The organism is Paenibacillus sp. BAC0078, from assembly GCF_054483875.1.
In genome coordinates, this window is the sequence record NZ_JBTLRW010000004.1 from 390,087 (window position 1) to 409,143 (window position 19,057).

The following is a 19,057-nucleotide window of genomic DNA, read 5'->3' on the forward strand; positions in this document are numbered from 1 at the left end:
GATCTCTTTTGGAAAAAGTGGATATTTTCAAGGACATTGCCGAGCGTACCGGCGGAGACATTTATCTTGGCGTCGTCGGCGCGGTTCGCACGGGGAAATCAACATTCATCAAACGTTTCATGGAAACCATCGTCTTGCCGAACATTACGAGCGAGGCGGACCGGGTAAGAGCGGTAGATGAGCTTCCGCAAAGCGCGGCAGGCAAAACAATCATGACAACGGAACCGAAATTTGTGCCGAACAACGCGGTGCAGATCAAGGTTGCTGAAGGGCTGGAGGTCAACGTCCGCCTGGTCGATTGTGTAGGTTATGCTGTTGAGGGGGCAAAAGGCTATGAGGATGAAAATGGTCCTCGCATGATCTCTACACCTTGGTTTGAGGAGCCGATTCCATTCCAGGAAGCGGCAGAAATTGGCACACGAAAAGTCATTCAGGAGCATTCCACGCTGGGTGTGGTTGTGACTACAGACGGCACCATTGCTGAAATCCCGCGTTATTCGTATGTAGATTCTGAAGAGCGCGTCATCGCTGAGCTGAAGGAGGTTGGCAAGCCGTTTGTGCTTGTGATCAACTCCACCCGGCCGCGCAGTGAAGAGGCTCAGCAGCTCCGCAGCGAGCTTGCCGCCAAATATGATATTCCGGTAATGACGCTCAGTGCAGCGAGCATGACTGAGGAGGACGTGACTGGCGTCCTGCGCGAAGTACTGTATGAATTCCCGGTTCATGAGGTTAACGTGAATCTGCCGAGCTGGGTGATGGTGCTTGGTGAGAATCACTGGCTGCGCAGCAGCTATGAGAATTCCGTCCGTGATACCGTGAAGGATATCCGCCGGCTGCGCGATGTCGACCGGCTGGTCTCCCAGTTTACGGAATACGATTTTATTGATAGAGCAGGACTCAGCGGAATGAACATGGGCCAAGGTGTGGCAGAGATTGATCTGTATGCGCCTGAAGAGCTGTATGATCAGGTTCTGATGGAGGTTGTCGGCGTTGAAATCCGCGGCAAAGATCATCTGCTGCAGCTCATGCAGGAATTCGCACATGCCAAACGTGAATATGACCGCTTCTCGGAAGCGCTGGAAATGGTCAAAACTACAGGCTACGGCATCGCTGCCCCGTCGCTTGCCGAAATGGCGCTGGATGAACCGGAGCTGATCCGCCAGGGCGCACGGTTCGGGGTACGGCTGAAGGCTACAGCGCCATCCATTCATATGATCCGCGTAGATGTGGAATCGGAATTCTCGCCGATCATCGGCACGGAGAAGCAGAGCGAGGAGCTGATGCGGTATCTGATGCAGGATTTCGAGAACGACCCGATCAAGATCTGGGAATCCGATATTTTTGGCCGCTCCCTGCACTCCATTGTGCGTGAGGGTATTCAGGGCAAAATCGCCATGATGCCGGACAATGCCCGCTATAAGCTGCAGGAAACGCTGGGAAGAATCATCAATGAAGGCTCGGGCGGATTAATTGCTATCATTTTGTAAATTAAAGCTATAGGTAAAAAGAGAGTAGGGCGGGAGAAATCCCGCTCTCTTTTTGCGTAAATGAAGACCATGAGCAGGATGCTTTGCGGACAAAAAATGCTACTTTCTGCTCCTTTTTTGTGTAACGCCTTGAAATTATGAATGGGCTGTATTACTATAAGTTTGTTGCGCTTCTAGGAAGAGTGGCGCTAATATCTAGTAAAAAACGGGATTATCACGTATATTTTGCGTTGAAACGGAAACAGTGTATGATACCGGAAATTTGCCCAGGGAGGTGAGAAGACATGAATAAATCAGATTTGATCAATGTGGTAACAGAAGCAACTGAACTTCCCAAGAAAGATGCTACTAAAGCGGTAGATGCCGTTTTCGAAGCAATCACAGGAGCTCTGCAAAACGGAGATAAAGTTCAGCTGGTTGGCTTCGGAAACTTTGAAGTGCGCGAACGTTCCGCACGTAAAGGCCGCAACCCGCAAACTGGTGAAGAAATCGAAATTCCTTCGAGCAAGGTGCCTGCATTCAAACCAGGTAAAGCTCTTAAAGACGGAATCAAATAGAGATTTCTACATATCTATCCCATAATCTTTTTGAGTAACTACGATGCCGCCCGCAAAGGCGGCATTTATTTTTGAAAACTTTTAGGAGGATTGAATATGACTGAGAAGAATAATGGCGATCATTCCACTCCGGCGGACAGCGACTACGTTGTAATCAAAGCCAAAGAGAACGGCGTTCAGGTCATCGGGCTTACCAGAGGGCTCGACACGCGTTTTCACCACACGGAGAAGCTGGACAAAGGCGAGGTGCTCATCGCCCAATTCACCGATCATACCTCAGCTATAAAAATCCGCGGCAAGGCCGAAATATGGAGCAAACACGGACAAATGGAAAGTGAAAGCTGAAAAGCAGGCATAGCCTGCTTTTTTTAACAATATAACTAAGGATAGCCGAGTCTCAGTTCCCCGTATATTCGCACTACGAGGCGGCAACGATGGAGGATAAGGAGGCTTGTCATGAACCGGAGCTGGCTGATGGGAACAGTAATTCTAATATCCGTGGGTTCCGCCCTACTGCTGCCGCAGCTGGCGGCGGTCGAGCCTATCGTTGCCGGGAAGCATGTAGTGCTTGAGACCTTGGGCGGGAGCGGTACGGTTCTGGGGAATGACAATCTCGTAGACAGGCTGGCGGAGCTTCCCCTGACCCTGTCCATTGACAGGGTAGGCTGGAAGAGCCAGGTTCTGACTCTGGATCTGAAGTTGACTGCGAATGATTCAGAGCCGCAGGAGCTGTATCAGAATATGGCTATGGCTATTTCCTTTGCCTTTCAGGATACCACGAACGTGGATCAACTGCTGCTGCGGATCGTTGCGGAGGATAAATGGCTGGACAGCCGCCGGCTGCTGCTTGCAGGCGATATCCGCCGGAGCGAATGGTCGCTGGAGCTGCAGGAGGCTCTGCAGAATGCCGGGAGCAGGCCGCTGCCGGATGACATCAAGAAAGGCTTCCGCATAAGTGAAAGTGAGCTCTGGAAGAAGCAGTTCATTTATCCCTAATCTGGGTAAAAGAAACTAGGACGGTCCAGAGTGCGTGACAAAAAAACATGTGATATAATAGACAAGATTGTGAACAAAGATATTGTCAAAACGTCAATGGCTTCGGAGGCTGAAATGAAACCGTACCGCATACCCCAACTGGCTAAACCTTACACCGACTATGATATGATTCAGCGGCATGCGGAATTGCCGCCGTTTTCAGACGGGCGGGGTCATTTGCTATATATTTTTCTTAACCACGGTTCATCTGCCGGTCCGCAGAACGGAGAGCTGTTTACGCTTGTAACCGGGCTCGTACAGCTTGGACTGGATACCCATGAGAGTATCGACCGGTCGCAGGATGAGCCGGGTGGTGATCCTATGCGGTCCCGTCAGCTCAAGGTGCTGGCCGGAGATTACTTCAGCAGTTGGTTTTACCATTTGCTGGCTAAGCGCGGGCAGATTGAGATGGTGGGCGTACTAAGCACGGCCATAGCCGACTTTAATGTGATGAAATCGAATTTGTACAGCAAGATGAAAGGTATGCTCCTATCGGCAGAACAATACCTGCGCCACACAGTACAGCTCAATATGAGGCTGTTTCTTTCTTTTACACCGATGATTGAGGAGTCGCTTGCAGAGCTGTGGGAGATGCTGCTGGCCGAATTCAGCCAGTGCGAGACCGCTCTTCTGGAGCTGCGGCGCGGCTCGGATATGGCAAACGCCATTCAGGGCTATTGCTACTGGAAAGTGCTGGAGACCGCGACAGAGGATGAACGGCGGCTGCTCCTGGAGCAGGACCTTGATCTCAAGGATTGGAAGAAGCTGAAGCTGAAATCTAAATGTGACTCCCTGCTGATGGACAAACTGCACGGGTCGCTCCAGTCTATACAGGGCCTGCTGCAAGGCGTTAAGGACGAGAACCTGATCAGCGAGCTTAGTGCTGCGCTTGACCGCCTTCTCCTGCAGATGAAAATTTCCGGACAAGCAGCCGTGGAGGGTTAGGAATGACAATAGAGAAAACTACAACAATGGGTGATAAAGGCATCAAACCTAAGGAACAATTTGTGCATTCCGTATTTGAGAGTATTGCCGGCAAATACGATATAATGAACGACATTCTGAGCTTTCGCCGCCACAAAGCCTGGCGCAAGTTCACCATGCGCAAGATGGCGATGAAGCACGGAGATTCAGCGGTTGATTTATGCTGCGGCACCTGCGACTGGAGCATCGCCCTCGCTGATGCAAGCAAGACCGGCAACGTCATAGGGCTTGATTTCAGTGCAGGGATGCTGGAGGTCGGCCGCCGCAAGGTGGAAGCGCGGAATCTTCAGGACCGCATCTCTTTAGTTCAGGGCAATGCCATGGAGCTGCCGTTCGGCGACAATTCCTTCGATTATGCAACGATAGGCTTTGGGCTTCGCAATGTGCCAGACCCCGTTCAGGTATTGAACGAAATGAAGCGTGTGGTGAAGCCGGGGGGAATGGTTGTCTGCCTGGAGCTGTCCAAACCGATGAAGCAACCGTTCAAAGGCATCTATTATTTTTATTTCCAGCGCGTGCTTCCGCTGCTTGGCAAATTGTTTGCCAAACGCTACGAGCAATATAAATGGCTTCCCGAATCACTGGCCCTGTTCCCGGACAGAGAGCAGCTTGAGGTGATCTTCCGTGAAACCGGACTGCAGAAAGTGGAATCCTTCCCCTTGACCGGAGGCATCGCGGCACTACATATTGGGCTCAAGGAGAACGCAAATGTTTAAGAAAATCGGCATCTTTCTTCAAATGATCAAGTTTGAGCATACGGTTTTTGCATTACCTTTCGCATTTATGGGCGCATTGCTCGGTTCAGTTGTTGTGTCTCACGCCTTGCCCTCCTGGGGGCAGATCGGCTGGATTGTGGTCGCCATGTTCGGCGCACGCAGCGCGGCTATGGGGCTTAACCGGCTGATTGACCGGATCAGTGACGCCAAGAATCCCCGCACAGCGGGAAGAGCGATTCCGGCGGGATTGCTCAAGGTTGGAGAGGTTTCCCTGTTCATCGCGTTTTCATTCTTTTTGTTGTTCTGGGCGGCATTTAAGCTGAATCCTTTGTCAGCAAAGCTGCTGCCAATCGCTGTCTTCCTTCTTGTTTTTTATTCCTTCACCAAACGCTTTACCTGGGCCTGCCATTTAATTCTGGGGCTAACCATCGCTCTGGCTCCGCTGGGCGGCTGGGTTGCCGTAACAGGAACAGTGGACTCTGTGGCTATGGTATTCTATTTCACCATCGTATTTTGGACGGCAGGCTTCGATATCATTTACTCTTGTCAGGACGTTGAGTTTGATAAGAAGGAGGGCCTCTATTCCATTCCTGTCCGTTTTGGAGTTGCCGGTGCATTGACCATTGCCAAGGTGTTCCACATTCTAACGGGAATCGGCTTTGTCTCGCTGCTCTTTTTGACCGACCTGAGCTGGTGGTATGTGGCGGGAATGATCATAGCCTATATCATCCTTTTTTATGAGCATCATATTGTGTCTCCAAGTGATCTCAGCCGGCTGCAGACAGCCTTCTTCACGATGAATGGTGTGCTGAGTATTGTTGTGTTCTCCTTCACTCTGATTGACCTGGTGGTGCAGTATTACAAATGACAGAACGAAGTCCGAAAAATTTTGTGGTTGGCATTACCGGTGCGAGCGGCAGCATTTACGGTGTCCGTTTGATAGAAAGTCTGCTCTCGCTCGGTCATTCGGTTCATTTGGTGATCAGCAGTGCGGGCTGGCGTGTGTTCAAGGAAGAGCTGGGCTTTACCGCCTCAGACCGGGAAGGCTTCTTGAACGAACAGTTCAGGGGCTATCCCGGTTCTCTTCATTATCACCCTGCTGCTGATATCGGTGCATCCATTGCCAGCGGCTCCTTCCGTACGGAGGCAATGATCATTATGCCATGCTCGATGGGAACCCTGTCTGCTGTGGCGCACGGAAGCTCCGACAATCTGATGACGCGGGCTGCGGATGTAATGCTGAAGGAAGGACGTTCCCTTGTGCTTGTGCCCCGCGAGACACCGCTGCATGCGATTCATTTGGAGAATATGTTGAAGCTCTCCCGGCTCGGGGTGAAGATTATTCCGGCGATGCCCGCATTTTATTTTGGCCCGACATCTATGGATGATTTGATCAACTTTATGGTGGGCAAGGTGCTGGACAGCTTGAATATCGAGCATACGTTATTTCGCAGATGGGGGGAAGAGGCATGAGCCGCCCGGAAAGTACTGTTATCGGTAAAATCAGTTATACCAACTCATGGCCGGTATTTCACAATTTCGATCCTTCTTTGCTGAAGTACCCGGCGAAGATGGTGAGTGAAGTGCCTGCTTTTCTTAACAAGGGCATGGCGGAGGGAAGCATTCATGTAGGCGCTTTGTCTTCCTTCGCTTATGCCGCCGCCAGCGACCGGCTGCTGTTGCTGCCGGATTTGTCGGTCAGCGCCGACGGTCCGGTGAGATCCATTCTGTTATTTTCGCAGGCGCCGCTGGAGCAGATTTCCTCAGGCCGGATTGCCGTAACGAACACCTCCGCGACCTCGGTCAATCTGCTGAAAATATTGATGGAAAAGGCGTTTGGCGGCAAACCGGAGTACGTCAGCGCCCCTCCTGATTTGGATTCGATGATGGCTCAGGCTGACGCCTGTCTGCTTATCGGCGATAATGCGATCAGAGCCTCATGGCAGGATCAGGGCTACATCGTTACCGATCTGGGCCAGCTCTGGAAGGAGTGGACGGGCCTAAGCATGACTTTTGCCGTCTGGGCTGTGAACCGTGAAGCTGTGAGAGCTAAACCGCAGGCGATAGCCGAGATTGCCGAAGCTTTTGTAGAGAGTAAGAGACGCGGCCAGCACGATTTGGCACCCATTATCCGTGAGGCTTGCAGGGTTATCGGGGGAACGGCAGCCTACTGGGACGGATACTTTCGTAATTTGTGTTATGACTTTGGGGAAAGGCAGCAGGAAGGTCTGAACCTCTATTTCCGCTATGCCTATGAATTGGGCCTGCTGCCGCAGGAAGTGAAGATGGAGCTTTGGAGCCACAATCTGCTGACACGGGTGAAAGAATGAAACGAATGCAAATGTTCGGCTTGCTTAATAAAGATATGGACCAGATTGAAAAGGAGCTATACCGCAGTGTGCAGGGAGACGACGCTTTGCTGACCGAGACCTCCCTTCATCTGCTGAAGGCAGGCGGCAAAAGGCTCCGCCCTGTATTTGTGCTGATGGGCGGCAAATTTGGGCAATACGATCTGGAGAAAATGAAGCGTGTGGCGATTCCGCTTGAGCTTATTCACAGCGCTTCCCTCGTTCATGATGACGTAATCGACGATGCGGAGCTGCGGCGCGGCGAGCCTACCGTCAAAGCGAAGTGGGGCGACAAGATCGCCATGTACACCGGCGATTATATTTATGCTAAGGCGCTGGTCATGACCACAGAGCTGAAAAATCCCCGGATACACCAAATCCTCTCCAAAGCCATGGTGGAAATGTCAATCGGAGAGATGGAGCAGATCCGAGACTTCTTCAATACCGAGCAAACCGTGCGCCACTATCTGCGGCGGATCCGCCGCAAAACGGCGCTGCTTATCGCCGTCAGCTGCCAGCTTGGTGCGCTGGCTGCGGATGCAGAGCCGGAGACGGCACGGCTGCTCTACAATTACGGCTATAACGTCGGTATGGCGTTCCAGATCCGTGATGATCTGCTCGATCTTTCCGGGACGGAGAAGCAAATCGGCAAGCCGCCGGGCAGTGACATGCGGCAGGGCAACATCACGCTGCCGGTGATCTACAGTCTGGAGGATCAGCGTCTGCGCGGTGCGCTGCTGGAGGAGCTGGCTTCCATCCGTGAAGAGCACAGCGGGGTCGGCCGTGCCATTGAACTGATTCTCTCTGGTGAAGGCATCGCCCGCGCAGAGGAGCTGGCCACACGGTACATAAACAAAGCGCTGGCTGCGTTGGATCAGTTGCCGAGCAACCGGACGAAGCGCAATCTGCGGGATATTGCCCATTTTGTAACAGGCAGAGCTTATTAAGCTTCCGAGGGCTCAAAATATTAAGCGTTCACAGATGGCGAGGTTTCTGATAATATCAGAAAAACAGCTTATTTTTCATACGGAACAATAAAAAATGGAGAGTGACTCTATGGAGAAAACGTATCTGATGATCAAGCCGGATGGAGTGCAGCGCGGATTGATCGGGCGGATTGTCGCCCGTCTGGAGGACAAAGGATTTAAGCTGGTAGCCGCGAAGCTGATTACTGTTACAGAAGAGCAAGCGAAGAGACATTATGCAGAGCATGAGGGTAAGGATTTCTTTCCGGAATTGGTGGGGTTCATTACCTCCGGTCCTGTATTTGCCATGGTGTGGGAAGGTGATGATGTCGTAGCATTATCCCGCTTGCTGATCGGCAAAACGAAGGTAGGGGAAGCCCTGCCGGGTACAATCCGCGGTGATTTTGCCAGTCATACACCGCTTAACCTGATCCACGGTTCGGACTCTCCGGAAAGCGCAGAACGCGAGATTGCGAATTTCTTCGCTCCGGCTGAATTGGCAGATTACAATAAAGACATCGCAGCCTGGATCTAGCAGCCGGGCGGGAAGCAGGGGAGTAATATGGCTGAAAGAGATGAAGTGTCAACGATTGCGGACCCGGATTACACCGGCTTTATTCATAACGTCAACAAAAGCACCGGAATCGATTTGTCCCAGTATAAAGAAGCACAAATGAAGCGCCGGCTCACTACGCTGCGGACGAAGAACGGTTATAATTCCTTTAGTGATTTTTTTGCCGCGATGATGAAGGATAAGGCGCTGTTCTATGAATTTTTGGACCGCATGACCATCAATGTCTCGGAGTTCTGGCGCAACCCTAACCGGTGGGAGGTGCTGCGCGACGTTATTCTGCCTGAGCTGCAACGCTCAGGCCGCAGGCTGAAGCTCTGGAGCGCCGCCTGTTCAACCGGTGAGGAGCCCTATACGCTGGCGATGATCCTCTCAGACAAAAATATTCTGACGCAGACTGGAATTCTGGCAACGGACATTGATGACGGCGCGCTGGCCAAAGCCAAGCAGGGACTCTATTTGGAGCGTTCTCTTAAGGATGTGCCTAAGGATGTAGCCGAACGTTATTTTACACCCGAAGGACCGGTGTTCAAGGTCAATGAAGGTTTGAAGAAAAATATTGATTTCCGCAAGCAGAACCTGCTGCTGGACAAGTTCGATGACGGCTTTGACTTGATTATCTGCCGCAATGTTATGATTTATTTTACGGAAGAGGCCAAGAACAAGCTGTATCACAAGTTCTCGGCAAGCCTGCGCCCGGGCGGATATTTGTTCGTGGGCAGCACGGAGCAGATCTTCACACCGGCACAGTATAATTTCGAATCCACAGAAACCTTTTTCTATCGCAAGAAATCATAAAATCCATATCCATGTTCCATAGGCTCACCGCATGTCGTAACGTATACTTTTGTAAATTTTCAGTGATACTGATAGTAGATTAGATTACGTGCGCCATGCGAAAGGTCGTTAATTCAGATGGACAAAAGCAAGGTCTTTGAGGCTTACAAGCGGGGCTTTCTGACAGTCCGCGAATGCGGGCAAATCCTCGGCATTGAAGAGCGGCAGCTCCAGCGTCTGCTTGCGATTGAGGAGAGCAAGGCAGACTTCGATCCGCCGAGCCGGCGGATCGGCGGCTGACTGGAGCATTTGCCCGGGGCACACAGTAGCGCCGTCTTTACTCGAAAGAGTAGGGGCGGCGCTGTTCTTTTACAGGCTGGTGTTACTTAATTGAGCCGTATCCCTTTCTTGTCAAAGCCGATTCGCTATACTATAATGAGCAAAGACATTTAACATTTTAGCGGTTTACAGTTTAAAAGTGTGAAGGGGGAACGCAGCATGAGTTTACGCTATTTGACAGCGGGGGAAACGCACGGCCCCCAGCTTACAGCTATTATTGAAGGACTGCCCAGCAATTTGACACTGAATTTCGAAGAGTTGAATTTCCAGCTCCAGCGGCGGCAAAAAGGCTACGGACGCGGTCGCCGGATGCAAATTGAGAAGGATACCGCACAAATTGTCGGCGGTGTGCGTCACGGCTCCACCACAGGAGCTCCTGTAGCTCTGGTTGTTGAGAACAAGGACTGGACCCACTGGAAAAATATTATGAACATCGAGCCGATTCCGGGCAGTGACGAAGAGAAGCGGCGGGTGAACCGTCCGCGTCCCGGGCATGCGGATTTGAACGGCGGGCTGAAATACAATCTGACCGATCTGCGCAATGTGCTGGAGCGCTCCAGCGCGCGTGAAACGGCGGCAAGAGTAGCCGTAGGCGCGGTTGCCCGGCAACTTCTTGCAGCGTTCGGTGTGAAGATTGCCGGACAGGTGATCCGCATTGGCGAGATTGAAGCGCCTGCGAATGTTCTTCCGATTGACGAATTGATCGCGCAGACTGAAGCGTCTTCTGTGCGGGTCGTGGATAAAGAAACCGAGCAGAAGATGGAAGCTTACATAGACAAGATCAAGGAGGAAGGCGACTCCATTGGCGGCATCGTGGAATGCATCGTTGAGGGTCTTCCGGTTGGTCTGGGAAGCCATGTCCAATCCGACCGCAAGCTGGATGGCGCCATCGCCGGAGCTGTAATGTCCATCAACGCCTTCAAAGGTGTTGAAATCGGCATTGGCTTTGAAGCGGGCAAGCTGCGCGGCTCGCAGGTTCATGACGAGATTATGTATGAAGCCTCCAAGGGCTACTACCGGGCAAGCAACCGTCTGGGCGGCTTCGAAGGCGGAATGACCAACGGCATGCCGGTTGTGGTTCGCGGCGTAATGAAGCCCATTCCTACGCTCTATAAACCGCTGCAAAGTGTCGATATCGACACGAAGGAGCCTTTCACCGCCCAGGTGGAACGTTCGGACGCATGTGCTGTTCCGGCAGCTTGTGTCGTGCTGGAGAATGTGGTGGCCTGGGAAATCGCCAAAGCCTTCCTTGATAAGTTCGGCGGCGATTCCCTGGAAGAAATCCGGGCGAACTATGCCAACTACCAAGCCCAATTGGAGAGCTACTAATCATGCGCAGCATAACAGTAAGCTTAGGTGAACGCTCCTATCCGATTCATATCGGCAGCGGCCTGCTGCGTGAAATCGGCAGCAGATGTGTGGAAGCCGGATTTCCGCTCCGCAGTCCGATCCTGGTTGTCAGTGACAGCGAAGTTGGCCCCCGCTATCTGCCGGTGGTCGAAGCTTCGCTCCGGGAGCGCGGATACACTGTCGTCAGCCATGTTATCCCGGCAGGCGAAGCCTCCAAATCGCTGGCTGTGTATGAAGAGGTCATTACAACCGCAATCCAGGCCGGTCTGGACCGCAGCTCGGGGGTTCTGGCGCTGGGAGGCGGCGTAGTAGGGGATTTAGCAGGTTTTGTAGCCGCATCCTATATGCGGGGAATAGGCTTTATTCAGATGCCTACAACTATCCTTGCCCATGACAGCAGCGTAGGCGGTAAGGTGGCGGTCAATCATCCGCTGGCGAAGAATATGATCGGCGCCTTCTATCAGCCTGCAATGGTGCTGTATGATCTGGACACCCTGAGCACGCTTCCACCGCGTCAGGTCGCTTCGGGACTGGCAGAGGTAGTAAAGCATGGTCTGATTCTGGACCGTGAATTTGCGTACTGGTGCCGCGAGCATGCAAGCGAGCTGCTTGCCCTGGACCCTGAGGCGCTGGGCTACGCCCTGGAGCGCGGCTGTGCGATCAAGGCCGCAGTGGTAGGCAATGATGAGCGCGAGCACGGGCAAAGAGCGATTCTGAACCTGGGACATACGATTGGTCATGCGATTGAGGCGGTTGGAGGGTACGGCGTATTTCTCCACGGCGAAGCCATTGCCATCGGAATGGCCGGTTCTGCGCTGCTCGCAGCCAAGCTTGGCCGGGACCAGGCGATTTATGAGGATACCGTTTCTATGCTGTCTGCACTCTCGCTGCCGGTAAGACTGCCTGCGCAGTACAGCGAGGATGAGCTGATGGAAGCGATGATGCATGACAAGAAGTTCAAGGAAGGCAAGATGACCTTTGTCGTACCGGATTCCATTGGGGCCGTCAGCATCGTGAATGAAGTGCAGCAGAGTGCTGTGCGTGAAGTCCTCGCGCAGCTTAAGAAGGAGGAAAGCCCGTGGTGAACCGGGGAATACGCGGTGCTACTACCGTAGTCCATAACGAGGAAAACGAGATTTTGCGTGAGACGGTTGTGCTGTTGCGTGAGATTGTTGAGCGCAACGATGTGATCGCCGAGGATATTTGCAGTGTATGGATAACTGTGACGGGCGATTTGGATGCCACCTTTCCGGCAAGAGCCATTCGTGAGATCGAAGGCTGGGAATGGGTGCCGCTGATGTGCTCTGTGGAGATTCCTGTCAAGGGCGGACTGCCGAAGTGCATCCGGCTGATGGTACAGGTGAACACAGAGAAATCACAGCGGGAGATCCGCCATGTCTATCTGAATGAAGCCCAGAAGCTTCGTCCTGATCTCTCACAGAAGAAGTAACAAATTCATTGTGCGGGGTTGCCATTATCTATCGCCATCATGTATAGTGTAGTTAGCCGAGTGAAGCAGAGTTTAGTTAAGCTGAGATGAGTATAGTTGAGCAGAGTGCAGGATTTTTAGTTGAGTACAGGCATACCATATGTAAGGCAATTCTCTTTGTTATGAATACTCTCTAGTGTTGATTTGCGCTATAGCTGTATTCTTTTATGGGAGAAGTGTACCTTTGATGATGGTTTTGTGCCGCTCATACGCGCTTTTTCACATTACTTATTTACATTAACCTCTACTTCGGTAGAGGTTTTTCTGTGTTTCGGACAATATAAACAATATCCCAAGGAGGTATCCCAAGTGACGAATCCAAGAGTAGAAGAAGTATTGTCGCTATCGCGGGAATATAATCTGATTCCTGTAGTGAAAAGGCTGCTCGCCGATATGGAGACGCCGATCCGGTTATTCCAGCGTTTTGCTGAGCAGGACCGGGCATTTTTGCTGGAAAGTGTAGAAGGCGGGTTAAAGTGGGCGCGGTATTCTTTTATCGGCAGTGATCCGTTCCTGATGATCTCCGGCAAAAAAGGCGTAATCCACGTCGAGGTCGGCGGTGAGAAGAAACGTCTGCTCGGCAAACCCGTCGAGGAGCTTAAAGCGCTGCTGCGCTCCTACCGCAGTCCCAAGCTCGACGAAATGCCTCCTTTTACAGGCGGCGCCATTGGATTCTTCGGGTACGACCTCCTGCAGTATTATGAGAAGCTGTCCGCGCATGCGGTGGATGATTTGAACATGGATGATATCCGCTTTATGTTCTGTGACCGCATCATTGTATTTGATCATGTGAAGCAGCAGATTTTGCTGGTCGGCAACCTGCACATCAAGGACGGGGATACGGATTCCGATATCCGCGCGGGATATGAGGAGCTGAGCAAGCGCTTAGAGAATATGGCTGAAGAGCTTCAAAAGGAAGGACCGAAGGAAAACGTCAACCGGCGCAGCATTCCCCAGGACATTGAGCTTGGCGAGATTCATTCGAACCTCACCAAAGAACAATATATGAGCAATGTGGAGCAGGCCAAGGAATATATACGGGCGGGGGATATTTTTCAGGTGGTGCTGTCGCAGCGTCTGCATATTGATACCGAAGTCTCTCCCCTTCATGTGTACCGGATGCTGCGGACCCTGAACCCTTCACCCTATATGTATTATCTGAAAATGGATGAGGAGATCATCGTCGGTACTTCCCCGGAGGCACTCGTCAAGGTGGACGGAAGCCGGGTGGAGACACGGCCGATTGCCGGAACGCGGCCACGGGGCGCGAATGAAGCGGAGGACCGGGCGCTGGTCTCAGAACTGCTGGAGGATGAGAAGGAGCGGGCGGAGCATCTGATGCTGGTCGATCTGGGCCGCAATGACCTGGGTCGGGTATCGAAGTTCGGTACGGTCAAATGCGATTCTTTTATGGAAATTGAGAAGTACTCGCATGTGATGCACATGGTCTCCAATGTATCAGGCACCCTTGACACAGGAAAAGATTTCTTCGATGCCTTCCTCTCGTGCCTGCCAGCCGGTACCGTCTCTGGTGCGCCCAAGCTGCGGGCAATGGAAATTATCGCCGAACTGGAGCAGGAAGCAAGAGGCGCGTATGCCGGAGCGATTGGTTATCTTGGCTTCTCGGGAAATATGGACTCCTGCATCACCATTCGGACCATCATTTTCCGTAAAGGTCGGGCTTATGTGCAGGCTGGAGCGGGCATTGTCTGGGATTCGGTTCCAGAGAAGGAATATGAGGAAACGGTCAATAAGGCCAAAGCTATGCTGAAGGCCATCCGGATGGCGGAAGCCATGTTCCCGGCTGAAGTGAAAGAGAAGCAGGTCATCAACCAGGATTACATGTACGAATATACCCCTTGATTATAATCGTTAGGAGGAGACAGCAATGGATGCAAGCCAATTGATACAATCGGGTATCACAAGTCTGATTGAGGGACGGGACCTTACCCGTCCGCAGGCACGTGAGATTATGGGGACGATTATGGAAGGAGCGGCTTCGCCTGCGCAGATTGGTGCGCTGCTGACTGCTCTGCGGATCAAGGGGGAGACCGTTGAAGAGATCACCGGCTTCGCTGAAGCAATGCGGGGATTCGGCACGCATGTGGTTACAGAGCGCTCACAACTGCTTGATACTTGCGGAACCGGCGGCTCCGGCATTCATAAGTTCAATATTTCCACCGCCTCGGCCATTATTTCTTCCGCAGCTTCCGTAAGAGTGGCGAAGCACGGCAACCGTTCCGCTTCCGGGCGGGCAGGCAGTGCCGATGTGCTGGAAGCGCTTGGCGTCAATATTCATCTGAATGCGGAGCAGGCCCGGCAGTGTCTGGACAGCATCGGCATCTGCTTCCTGTTCGCACAGATCTATCATCCGTCGATGAAGCATGCGGCAGCTCCGCGGAGAGAGCTTGGCGTACGTACGGTGTTCAATATGCTCGGCCCGCTGACGAATCCGGCAGGGGCTGACCGTCAGCTGATGGGAATCTACGACAGAGACAAAACGGAGATTGTGGCAAGCGTCCTGAAAGAGCTCGGGTCAAAGCGGGCGATGATTGTCAGCAGTCTGGACGGTCTGGATGAAATCAGCATTTCGGCACCCACACAGGTGTCCGAATTGAAAAATGGTGTAGTAACCACATACGAGATTACACCGCAGGCGCTGGGACTCAGCACGCATCCGCTGGAGGATGTGCTGGGCGGAGATGCGGCGGAGAATGCTGCGATTATTATGGGGGTTCTGCGAGGGGAGCTTAATCCTTACCGTGACATAGTGCTGGCCAATGCGGGTGCGTGCATTTATGTTGCCGGACTAGCCGACACCTTAAGAGAAGGTGTGGATAAAGCGAGAGAAGTAGTGGATTCCGGTGCTGCGCTGCAGAAGCTGGAACAGCTTAAAGCCATGACGAAGGAGCTTGATTATGTATCTTGACCGGATTGTCGCCACCAAAATCAAAGAAGTTGAAGTCTTAAGCCAAACCTTCTCTTTGGAGGAGGCCAAACGTCAAATTGCAGCACTGCCGCCTACAAAAGGGTTCCGCAATACGCTCACGCAATCGCGTAACAGGTCGATGGGGCTGATCGCCGAGGTGAAGAAGGCCTCGCCTTCCAAAGGTCTGATCCGTGCCGATTTCGATCCGGTATCCATTGCCAAGGGGTATGAAGCGGGCGGAGCCGATTGCTTGTCTGTCCTGACGGATAAGGATTATTTTCAAGGCAGCGGCGCTTATTTGCAGCAGGTAAGAGCGGCGGTAAGCCTGCCGCTGCTGCGCAAGGATTTCATCATTGATGAGCGGCAAATCTATGAAGCGCGTCTGCTCGGAGCCGATGCCATACTGCTGATTGCTGCAATTCTGACGTCTGAGCAGTTGATTTCATTCACGGATACCGCAGCAGCGCTGGGACTCGATATCTTGATTGAGGTTCATGACCGAAGTGAGCTGGAAACGGTGCTGGCTACCGGAAAAGTGCAGCATCCTGGCGTGCTGCTGGGCATCAACAACCGCAATCTGCGGACGTTTGAAACATCGCTTGCCACTACAGCGGAGCTTGCCGCATTGCTTCCAGCGGGTGTTCCCGTAATCAGTGAGAGCGGAATAACCGGACCGGCAGATATCGACTATCTGAGAACTACCGGTGCTGCCGGTGTCCTCGTCGGAGAGTATCTGATGCGCAAGCCGGATGTGGAAGAGGCTGTGAATCAGCTGATGGGCGCGCTGCCCGCAGGGAAGGATCGTGCCACTCATGGCTAAGACAATGGTAAAAATCTGTGGACTTCAGGACGTTGAAGTGCTAAAATCTATGAAGCGATTACCTCTGGATGTTGTCGGATTTGTGTTTGCAAAGAGCCGCCGCAAGGTAAGCCCTGAGCGTGCGGCAGAGCTTATTGCCGAGCTTGCCGGCTGGGAGATCGGGAAGCCTCCGCTTGCCGCAGGAGTGTTTGTGAATCCTGCCCTGACAGAGCTAGAGGAGCTTCTATCCACCGTAAGGCTCGATGTAATTCAGCTACATGGTCAGGAAAGCGCGGAATATTGCCGGGCCGTTAGGGAGGCTTTTCCACAGGTTCAGGTATGGAAGGCTCTTTCTGTAGCCGGAAGTGCAGGAGAGGCCGCTGCAGGCAATCCTGATGATCTGAAGCCATATGCCGGGGCCGTCGACGCGGTGCTGCTGGATACATACGATCCGTCAGGCAGTGGCGGCTCCGGCCGGACCTTTGACTGGGAGAAGATTCCGGCTTATCAACAGGCAGCCGCTGCGTACGGCCTGCCTTTATTTATAGCTGGCGGATTGCACCCGGATAATGTGCGTGAGCTGCTGGAGGGCTATGCACCGTATGGAGTAGATGTCTCTAGCGGCGTAGAGAGCGATGGAATTAAGGATATCGTCAAAATCACAGCTTTTGTGGAAAGGGTGAAGCAATCATGATACAAGTACCGGACAAGAATGGACGTTTTGGTTCTTTTGGAGGCCGCTTCGTTCCTGAAACATTGATGAATGCGCTCATTGAGCTGGAGGAGGCCTACCGCAAATTTTCGGCTGATCCGGCTTTTCAGAAGGAAGTAGATTATTTGCTCAAGCAATATTCCGGGCGGGAGACACCGCTGTATTATGCGGAGCGCCTCAGCAAGCGTCTGGGTGAAGCCAAAATATATTTGAAACGTGAAGACCTCAACCATACAGGTGCGCATAAAATCAACAATGCAATCGGCCAGGGCATTCTCGCCAAAATGATGGGCAAAACCAAGGTCATCGCCGAAACCGGCGCAGGCCAGCACGGCGTGGCGACGGCTACAGTGGCAGCGCTGCTGGGGATGGAGTGCAAGGTATTCATGGGTGAAGAAGACACGCGCCGCCAGGCGCTTAACGTCTTCCGCATGAAGCTGCTGGGAGCAGAAGTCATCCCGGTAACCTCCGGCTCCCGGACCCTTAAGGATGCAGGAAACGAAGCGTTACGCTACTGGGTCAGCAACGTGGAAGATACGTTCTACGTGCTCGGTTCTGCAGTGGGACCGCATCCGTATCCGATGATGGTCCGCAATTTCCAGCGTGTAATTGGCGATGAGACACGCCGTCAGATTCTTGAAGCCGAAGGAAGGCTCCCGGATTTGCTGGTAGCGGCAGTAGGCGGCGGAAGCAACGCCATCGGCATGTTCTATCCGTTCATGGAGGATGAACAGGTCGCCATGATCGGAGTAGAGGCTGCCGGCAAAGGTGTAGATACTCCGTTCCATGCGGCTACAATGAGCAAAGGCACACAGGGAGTGTTCCAGGGCTCGCTCAGCTATCTGCTGCAGGATGAGCATGGACAGGTTCAGGAGGCGCATTCGATTTCGGCGGGGCTGGACTACCCGGGGGTTGGCCCTGAGCATTCCTATCTCAAGGATATTCACCGGGCGCAGTATGTGCCGGTCACAGATAAGGAAGCTTTGGAGGCGCTGGAGCTGTTGTGTGTTACTGAAGGCATTATTCCGGCGCTTGAATCCGCTCATGCGATTGCCCATGTCGTGAAGCTTGGACCTACCCTGACGAAGGATGATATCGTGGTTATTTGCTTGTCGGGACGCGGAGACAAAGACGTTGAATCGATCATGGCCTACACAGAAAGGGAGGGTAAGTGATGACAACCGAAACAACGAACCGGATGGACTTAACCTTTCGTAAGCTTAAGGAAGAGGGCCGGACAGCGCTCATTCCTTTCCTGACGGTAGGGGACCCTGATCTTGAGACAACACTTGATATTATCGCTGAACTGGAAGCGGCTGGTGCAGATATTCTTGAGCTGGGCGTACCTTACTCCGATCCGCTTGCGGACGGCCCGGTCATTCAGCGCGCTTCTTCCAGAGCGCTGCGCGGCAACATCCATTTGCGCACCTGTATGGAAACTGCCCTGAAGGCCCGGCAAGCGGGCAGCAAGCTGCCTTTTATTCTGTTCACCTACTACAATCCGGTCATGCAGATGGGGCTCGACAGCTTCTTTGCTGCACTTGATGCCCATGAGATCAGCGGCCTGATTATTCCCGATCTGCCTGTGGAGGAGTCGGAGGAGATGCGCGAGCGGAGCCGCGCTGCAGGGGTGAATCTCATTCCGCTTGTAGCGCCTACCTCCAGCGAACGCATCGCCAGAATCGTATCCGGCGCCAGTGGTTTTGTATACTGTGTATCCTCGCTGGGTGTAACAGGGGAACGCTCCAGTTTTCATGCCGGAGTAGAGGAATTTATCGCGTCTGTCCGCCAGGCTACGGACCTTCCTGTGGCGGTAGGCTTTGGCATTTCCACCGGGGAGCAGGTGGCGCGTTTTGCCCGTATCTGCGACGGCGTAGTGGTAGGCAGCGCGATCGTCCGCAAGGTGGAGGATGTCATTCCGCTGCTGGACAATCCTGCCACCCGAAGTGAAGGACTGTTGCAAATTCGTGAATTTGTGGCACAATTAAGACCATAATGC

22 protein-coding genes are annotated in these 19,057 nt (G+C 52.8%); all 22 read left to right on the top strand.

Features of this window, described 5'->3' with window-relative positions:
• The first annotated feature begins 8 nt into the window (after positions 1–8).
• Entirely contained in the window at positions 9–1,487 is a 1,479-nt protein-coding gene (gene spoIVA, locus ACX1DY_RS11180; protein WP_458964269.1) for a stage IV sporulation protein A, read from the top strand.
• 284 nt (positions 1,488–1,771) lie between these two features.
• A complete protein-coding gene (locus ACX1DY_RS11185) occupies positions 1,772–2,044 on the top strand; it encodes an HU family DNA-binding protein (RefSeq protein WP_020427702.1) in 273 nt (90 codons plus the stop codon).
• A 96-nt stretch (positions 2,045–2,140) separates the two neighbouring features.
• Positions 2,141–2,389 carry a trp RNA-binding attenuation protein MtrB gene (gene mtrB, locus ACX1DY_RS11190; RefSeq protein ID WP_458964270.1) on the top strand — a complete coding sequence of 83 codons (249 nt, stop codon included), beginning with the start codon at positions 2,141–2,143 and terminating at the stop codon, positions 2,387–2,389.
• A 111-nt stretch (positions 2,390–2,500) separates the two neighbouring features.
• Positions 2,501–3,040, top strand: coding sequence for a hypothetical protein (locus ACX1DY_RS11195; protein ID WP_458964271.1), 540 nt, complete (start codon positions 2,501–2,503; stop codon positions 3,038–3,040).
• Positions 3,041–3,154: 114 nt separating this feature from the next.
• The gene (locus ACX1DY_RS11200; RefSeq protein ID WP_458964272.1) at positions 3,155–4,024 is read left to right on the top strand and encodes a heptaprenyl diphosphate synthase component 1; all 870 of its coding nucleotides are present in this window, start codon (positions 3,155–3,157) and stop codon (positions 4,022–4,024) included.
• Between the two features lie 26 nt (positions 4,025–4,050).
• Entirely contained in the window at positions 4,051–4,779 is a 729-nt protein-coding gene (locus ACX1DY_RS11205) for a demethylmenaquinone methyltransferase (protein WP_458964314.1), read from the top strand.
• On the top strand, positions 4,772–5,647 hold the full coding sequence (locus ACX1DY_RS11210) for a UbiA-like polyprenyltransferase (protein ID WP_458964273.1): 876 nt from the start codon (positions 4,772–4,774) through the stop codon (positions 5,645–5,647). The genes ACX1DY_RS11205 and ACX1DY_RS11210 overlap by 8 nt, the downstream gene beginning before the upstream one ends.
• Before the next feature lie 53 nt (positions 5,648–5,700).
• Positions 5,701–6,252: a UbiX family flavin prenyltransferase gene (locus ACX1DY_RS11215; protein ID WP_458964315.1), complete on the top strand. Its 552-nt coding sequence runs from the start codon at positions 5,701–5,703 to the stop codon at positions 6,250–6,252.
• Positions 6,249–7,109 carry a menaquinone biosynthetic enzyme MqnA/MqnD family protein gene (locus ACX1DY_RS11220; protein WP_458964274.1) on the top strand — a complete coding sequence of 287 codons (861 nt, stop codon included), beginning with the start codon at positions 6,249–6,251 and terminating at the stop codon, positions 7,107–7,109. The genes ACX1DY_RS11215 and ACX1DY_RS11220 overlap by 4 nt, the downstream gene beginning before the upstream one ends.
• Positions 7,106–8,074, top strand: coding sequence for a polyprenyl synthetase family protein (locus ACX1DY_RS11225; RefSeq protein WP_458964275.1), 969 nt, complete (start codon positions 7,106–7,108; stop codon positions 8,072–8,074). Before ACX1DY_RS11220 ends, ACX1DY_RS11225 begins: the two co-directional genes overlap by 4 nt.
• Before the next feature lie 109 nt (positions 8,075–8,183).
• Positions 8,184–8,627 carry a nucleoside-diphosphate kinase gene (ndk, locus tag ACX1DY_RS11230; RefSeq protein ID WP_458964276.1) on the top strand — a complete coding sequence of 148 codons (444 nt, stop codon included), beginning with the start codon at positions 8,184–8,186 and terminating at the stop codon, positions 8,625–8,627.
• Positions 8,628–8,654: 27 nt separating this feature from the next.
• Positions 8,655–9,461: a CheR family methyltransferase gene (locus ACX1DY_RS11235; RefSeq protein ID WP_458964277.1), complete on the top strand. Its 807-nt coding sequence runs from the start codon at positions 8,655–8,657 to the stop codon at positions 9,459–9,461.
• A gap of 117 nt (positions 9,462–9,578) precedes the next feature.
• Positions 9,579–9,740, top strand: coding sequence for a hypothetical protein (locus ACX1DY_RS11240; protein WP_458964278.1), 162 nt, complete (start codon positions 9,579–9,581; stop codon positions 9,738–9,740).
• Between the two features lie 198 nt (positions 9,741–9,938).
• Positions 9,939–11,108 carry a chorismate synthase gene (gene aroC / locus ACX1DY_RS11245; RefSeq protein WP_458964279.1) on the top strand — a complete coding sequence of 390 codons (1,170 nt, stop codon included), beginning with the start codon at positions 9,939–9,941 and terminating at the stop codon, positions 11,106–11,108.
• A gap of 2 nt (positions 11,109–11,110) precedes the next feature.
• A complete protein-coding gene (gene aroB, locus ACX1DY_RS11250; RefSeq protein ID WP_458964280.1) occupies positions 11,111–12,214 on the top strand; it encodes a 3-dehydroquinate synthase in 1,104 nt (367 codons plus the stop codon).
• Positions 12,208–12,579, top strand: a complete 372-nt coding sequence (gene aroH, locus ACX1DY_RS11255; RefSeq protein ID WP_458964281.1) for a chorismate mutase — start codon at positions 12,208–12,210, stop codon at positions 12,577–12,579. The genes aroB and aroH overlap by 7 nt, the downstream gene beginning before the upstream one ends.
• A 348-nt stretch (positions 12,580–12,927) precedes the next feature.
• On the top strand, positions 12,928–14,481 hold the full coding sequence (trpE, locus tag ACX1DY_RS11260) for an anthranilate synthase component I (protein ID WP_458964282.1): 1,554 nt from the start codon (positions 12,928–12,930) through the stop codon (positions 14,479–14,481).
• A gap of 25 nt (positions 14,482–14,506) precedes the next feature.
• Positions 14,507–15,547 carry an anthranilate phosphoribosyltransferase gene (gene trpD / locus ACX1DY_RS11265; protein WP_458964283.1) on the top strand — a complete coding sequence of 347 codons (1,041 nt, stop codon included), beginning with the start codon at positions 14,507–14,509 and terminating at the stop codon, positions 15,545–15,547.
• Positions 15,537–16,367, top strand: a complete 831-nt coding sequence (gene trpC, locus ACX1DY_RS11270; protein WP_458964284.1) for an indole-3-glycerol phosphate synthase TrpC — start codon at positions 15,537–15,539, stop codon at positions 16,365–16,367. The genes trpD and trpC overlap by 11 nt, the downstream gene beginning before the upstream one ends.
• Complete coding sequence (locus ACX1DY_RS11275) at positions 16,360–17,040, top strand: phosphoribosylanthranilate isomerase (RefSeq protein WP_458964285.1); 681 nt, start codon at positions 16,360–16,362, stop codon at positions 17,038–17,040. Before trpC ends, ACX1DY_RS11275 begins: the two co-directional genes overlap by 8 nt.
• A complete protein-coding gene (trpB, locus tag ACX1DY_RS11280) occupies positions 17,037–18,233 on the top strand; it encodes a tryptophan synthase subunit beta (RefSeq protein ID WP_458964286.1) in 1,197 nt (398 codons plus the stop codon). The genes ACX1DY_RS11275 and trpB overlap by 4 nt, the downstream gene beginning before the upstream one ends.
• Complete coding sequence (gene trpA / locus ACX1DY_RS11285) at positions 18,233–19,054, top strand: tryptophan synthase subunit alpha (RefSeq protein WP_458964287.1); 822 nt, start codon at positions 18,233–18,235, stop codon at positions 19,052–19,054. Before trpB ends, trpA begins: the two co-directional genes overlap by 1 nt.
• Positions 19,055–19,057 lie beyond the last annotated feature (3 nt).

Bases quoted from the DNA above. Each gene is read 5' to 3' on its own strand.
- ACX1DY_RS11225 (WP_458964275.1), top strand. From the start codon at position 7,106: ATGAAACGAATGCAAATGTTCGGCTTGCTTAATAAAGATATGGACCAG.
- ACX1DY_RS11210 (WP_458964273.1), top strand. From the start codon at position 4,772: ATGTTTAAGAAAATCGGCATCTTTCTTCAAATGATCAAGTTTGAGCAT.
- trpB (WP_458964286.1), top strand. From the start codon at position 17,037: ATGATACAAGTACCGGACAAGAATGGACGTTTTGGTTCTTTTGGAGGC.
- ACX1DY_RS11240 (WP_458964278.1), top strand. From the start codon at position 9,579: ATGGACAAAAGCAAGGTCTTTGAGGCTTACAAGCGGGGCTTTCTGACA.
- ACX1DY_RS11220 (WP_458964274.1), top strand. From the start codon at position 6,249: ATGAGCCGCCCGGAAAGTACTGTTATCGGTAAAATCAGTTATACCAAC.
- ACX1DY_RS11185 (WP_020427702.1), top strand. From the start codon at position 1,772: ATGAATAAATCAGATTTGATCAATGTGGTAACAGAAGCAACTGAACTT.
- ACX1DY_RS11195 (WP_458964271.1), top strand. From the start codon at position 2,501: ATGAACCGGAGCTGGCTGATGGGAACAGTAATTCTAATATCCGTGGGT.
- ACX1DY_RS11200 (WP_458964272.1), top strand. From the start codon at position 3,155: ATGAAACCGTACCGCATACCCCAACTGGCTAAACCTTACACCGACTAT.
- ndk (WP_458964276.1), top strand. From the start codon at position 8,184: ATGGAGAAAACGTATCTGATGATCAAGCCGGATGGAGTGCAGCGCGGA.
- mtrB (WP_458964270.1), top strand. From the start codon at position 2,141: ATGACTGAGAAGAATAATGGCGATCATTCCACTCCGGCGGACAGCGAC.
- trpC (WP_458964284.1), top strand. From the start codon at position 15,537: ATGTATCTTGACCGGATTGTCGCCACCAAAATCAAAGAAGTTGAAGTC.
- aroB (WP_458964280.1), top strand. From the start codon at position 11,111: ATGCGCAGCATAACAGTAAGCTTAGGTGAACGCTCCTATCCGATTCAT.
- aroC (WP_458964279.1), top strand. From the start codon at position 9,939: ATGAGTTTACGCTATTTGACAGCGGGGGAAACGCACGGCCCCCAGCTT.
- trpD (WP_458964283.1), top strand. From the start codon at position 14,507: ATGGATGCAAGCCAATTGATACAATCGGGTATCACAAGTCTGATTGAG.
- ACX1DY_RS11235 (WP_458964277.1), top strand. From the start codon at position 8,655: ATGGCTGAAAGAGATGAAGTGTCAACGATTGCGGACCCGGATTACACC.
- trpA (WP_458964287.1), top strand. From the start codon at position 18,233: ATGACAACCGAAACAACGAACCGGATGGACTTAACCTTTCGTAAGCTT.
- ACX1DY_RS11205 (WP_458964314.1), top strand. From the start codon at position 4,051: ATGGGTGATAAAGGCATCAAACCTAAGGAACAATTTGTGCATTCCGTA.
- ACX1DY_RS11275 (WP_458964285.1), top strand. From the start codon at position 16,360: ATGGCTAAGACAATGGTAAAAATCTGTGGACTTCAGGACGTTGAAGTG.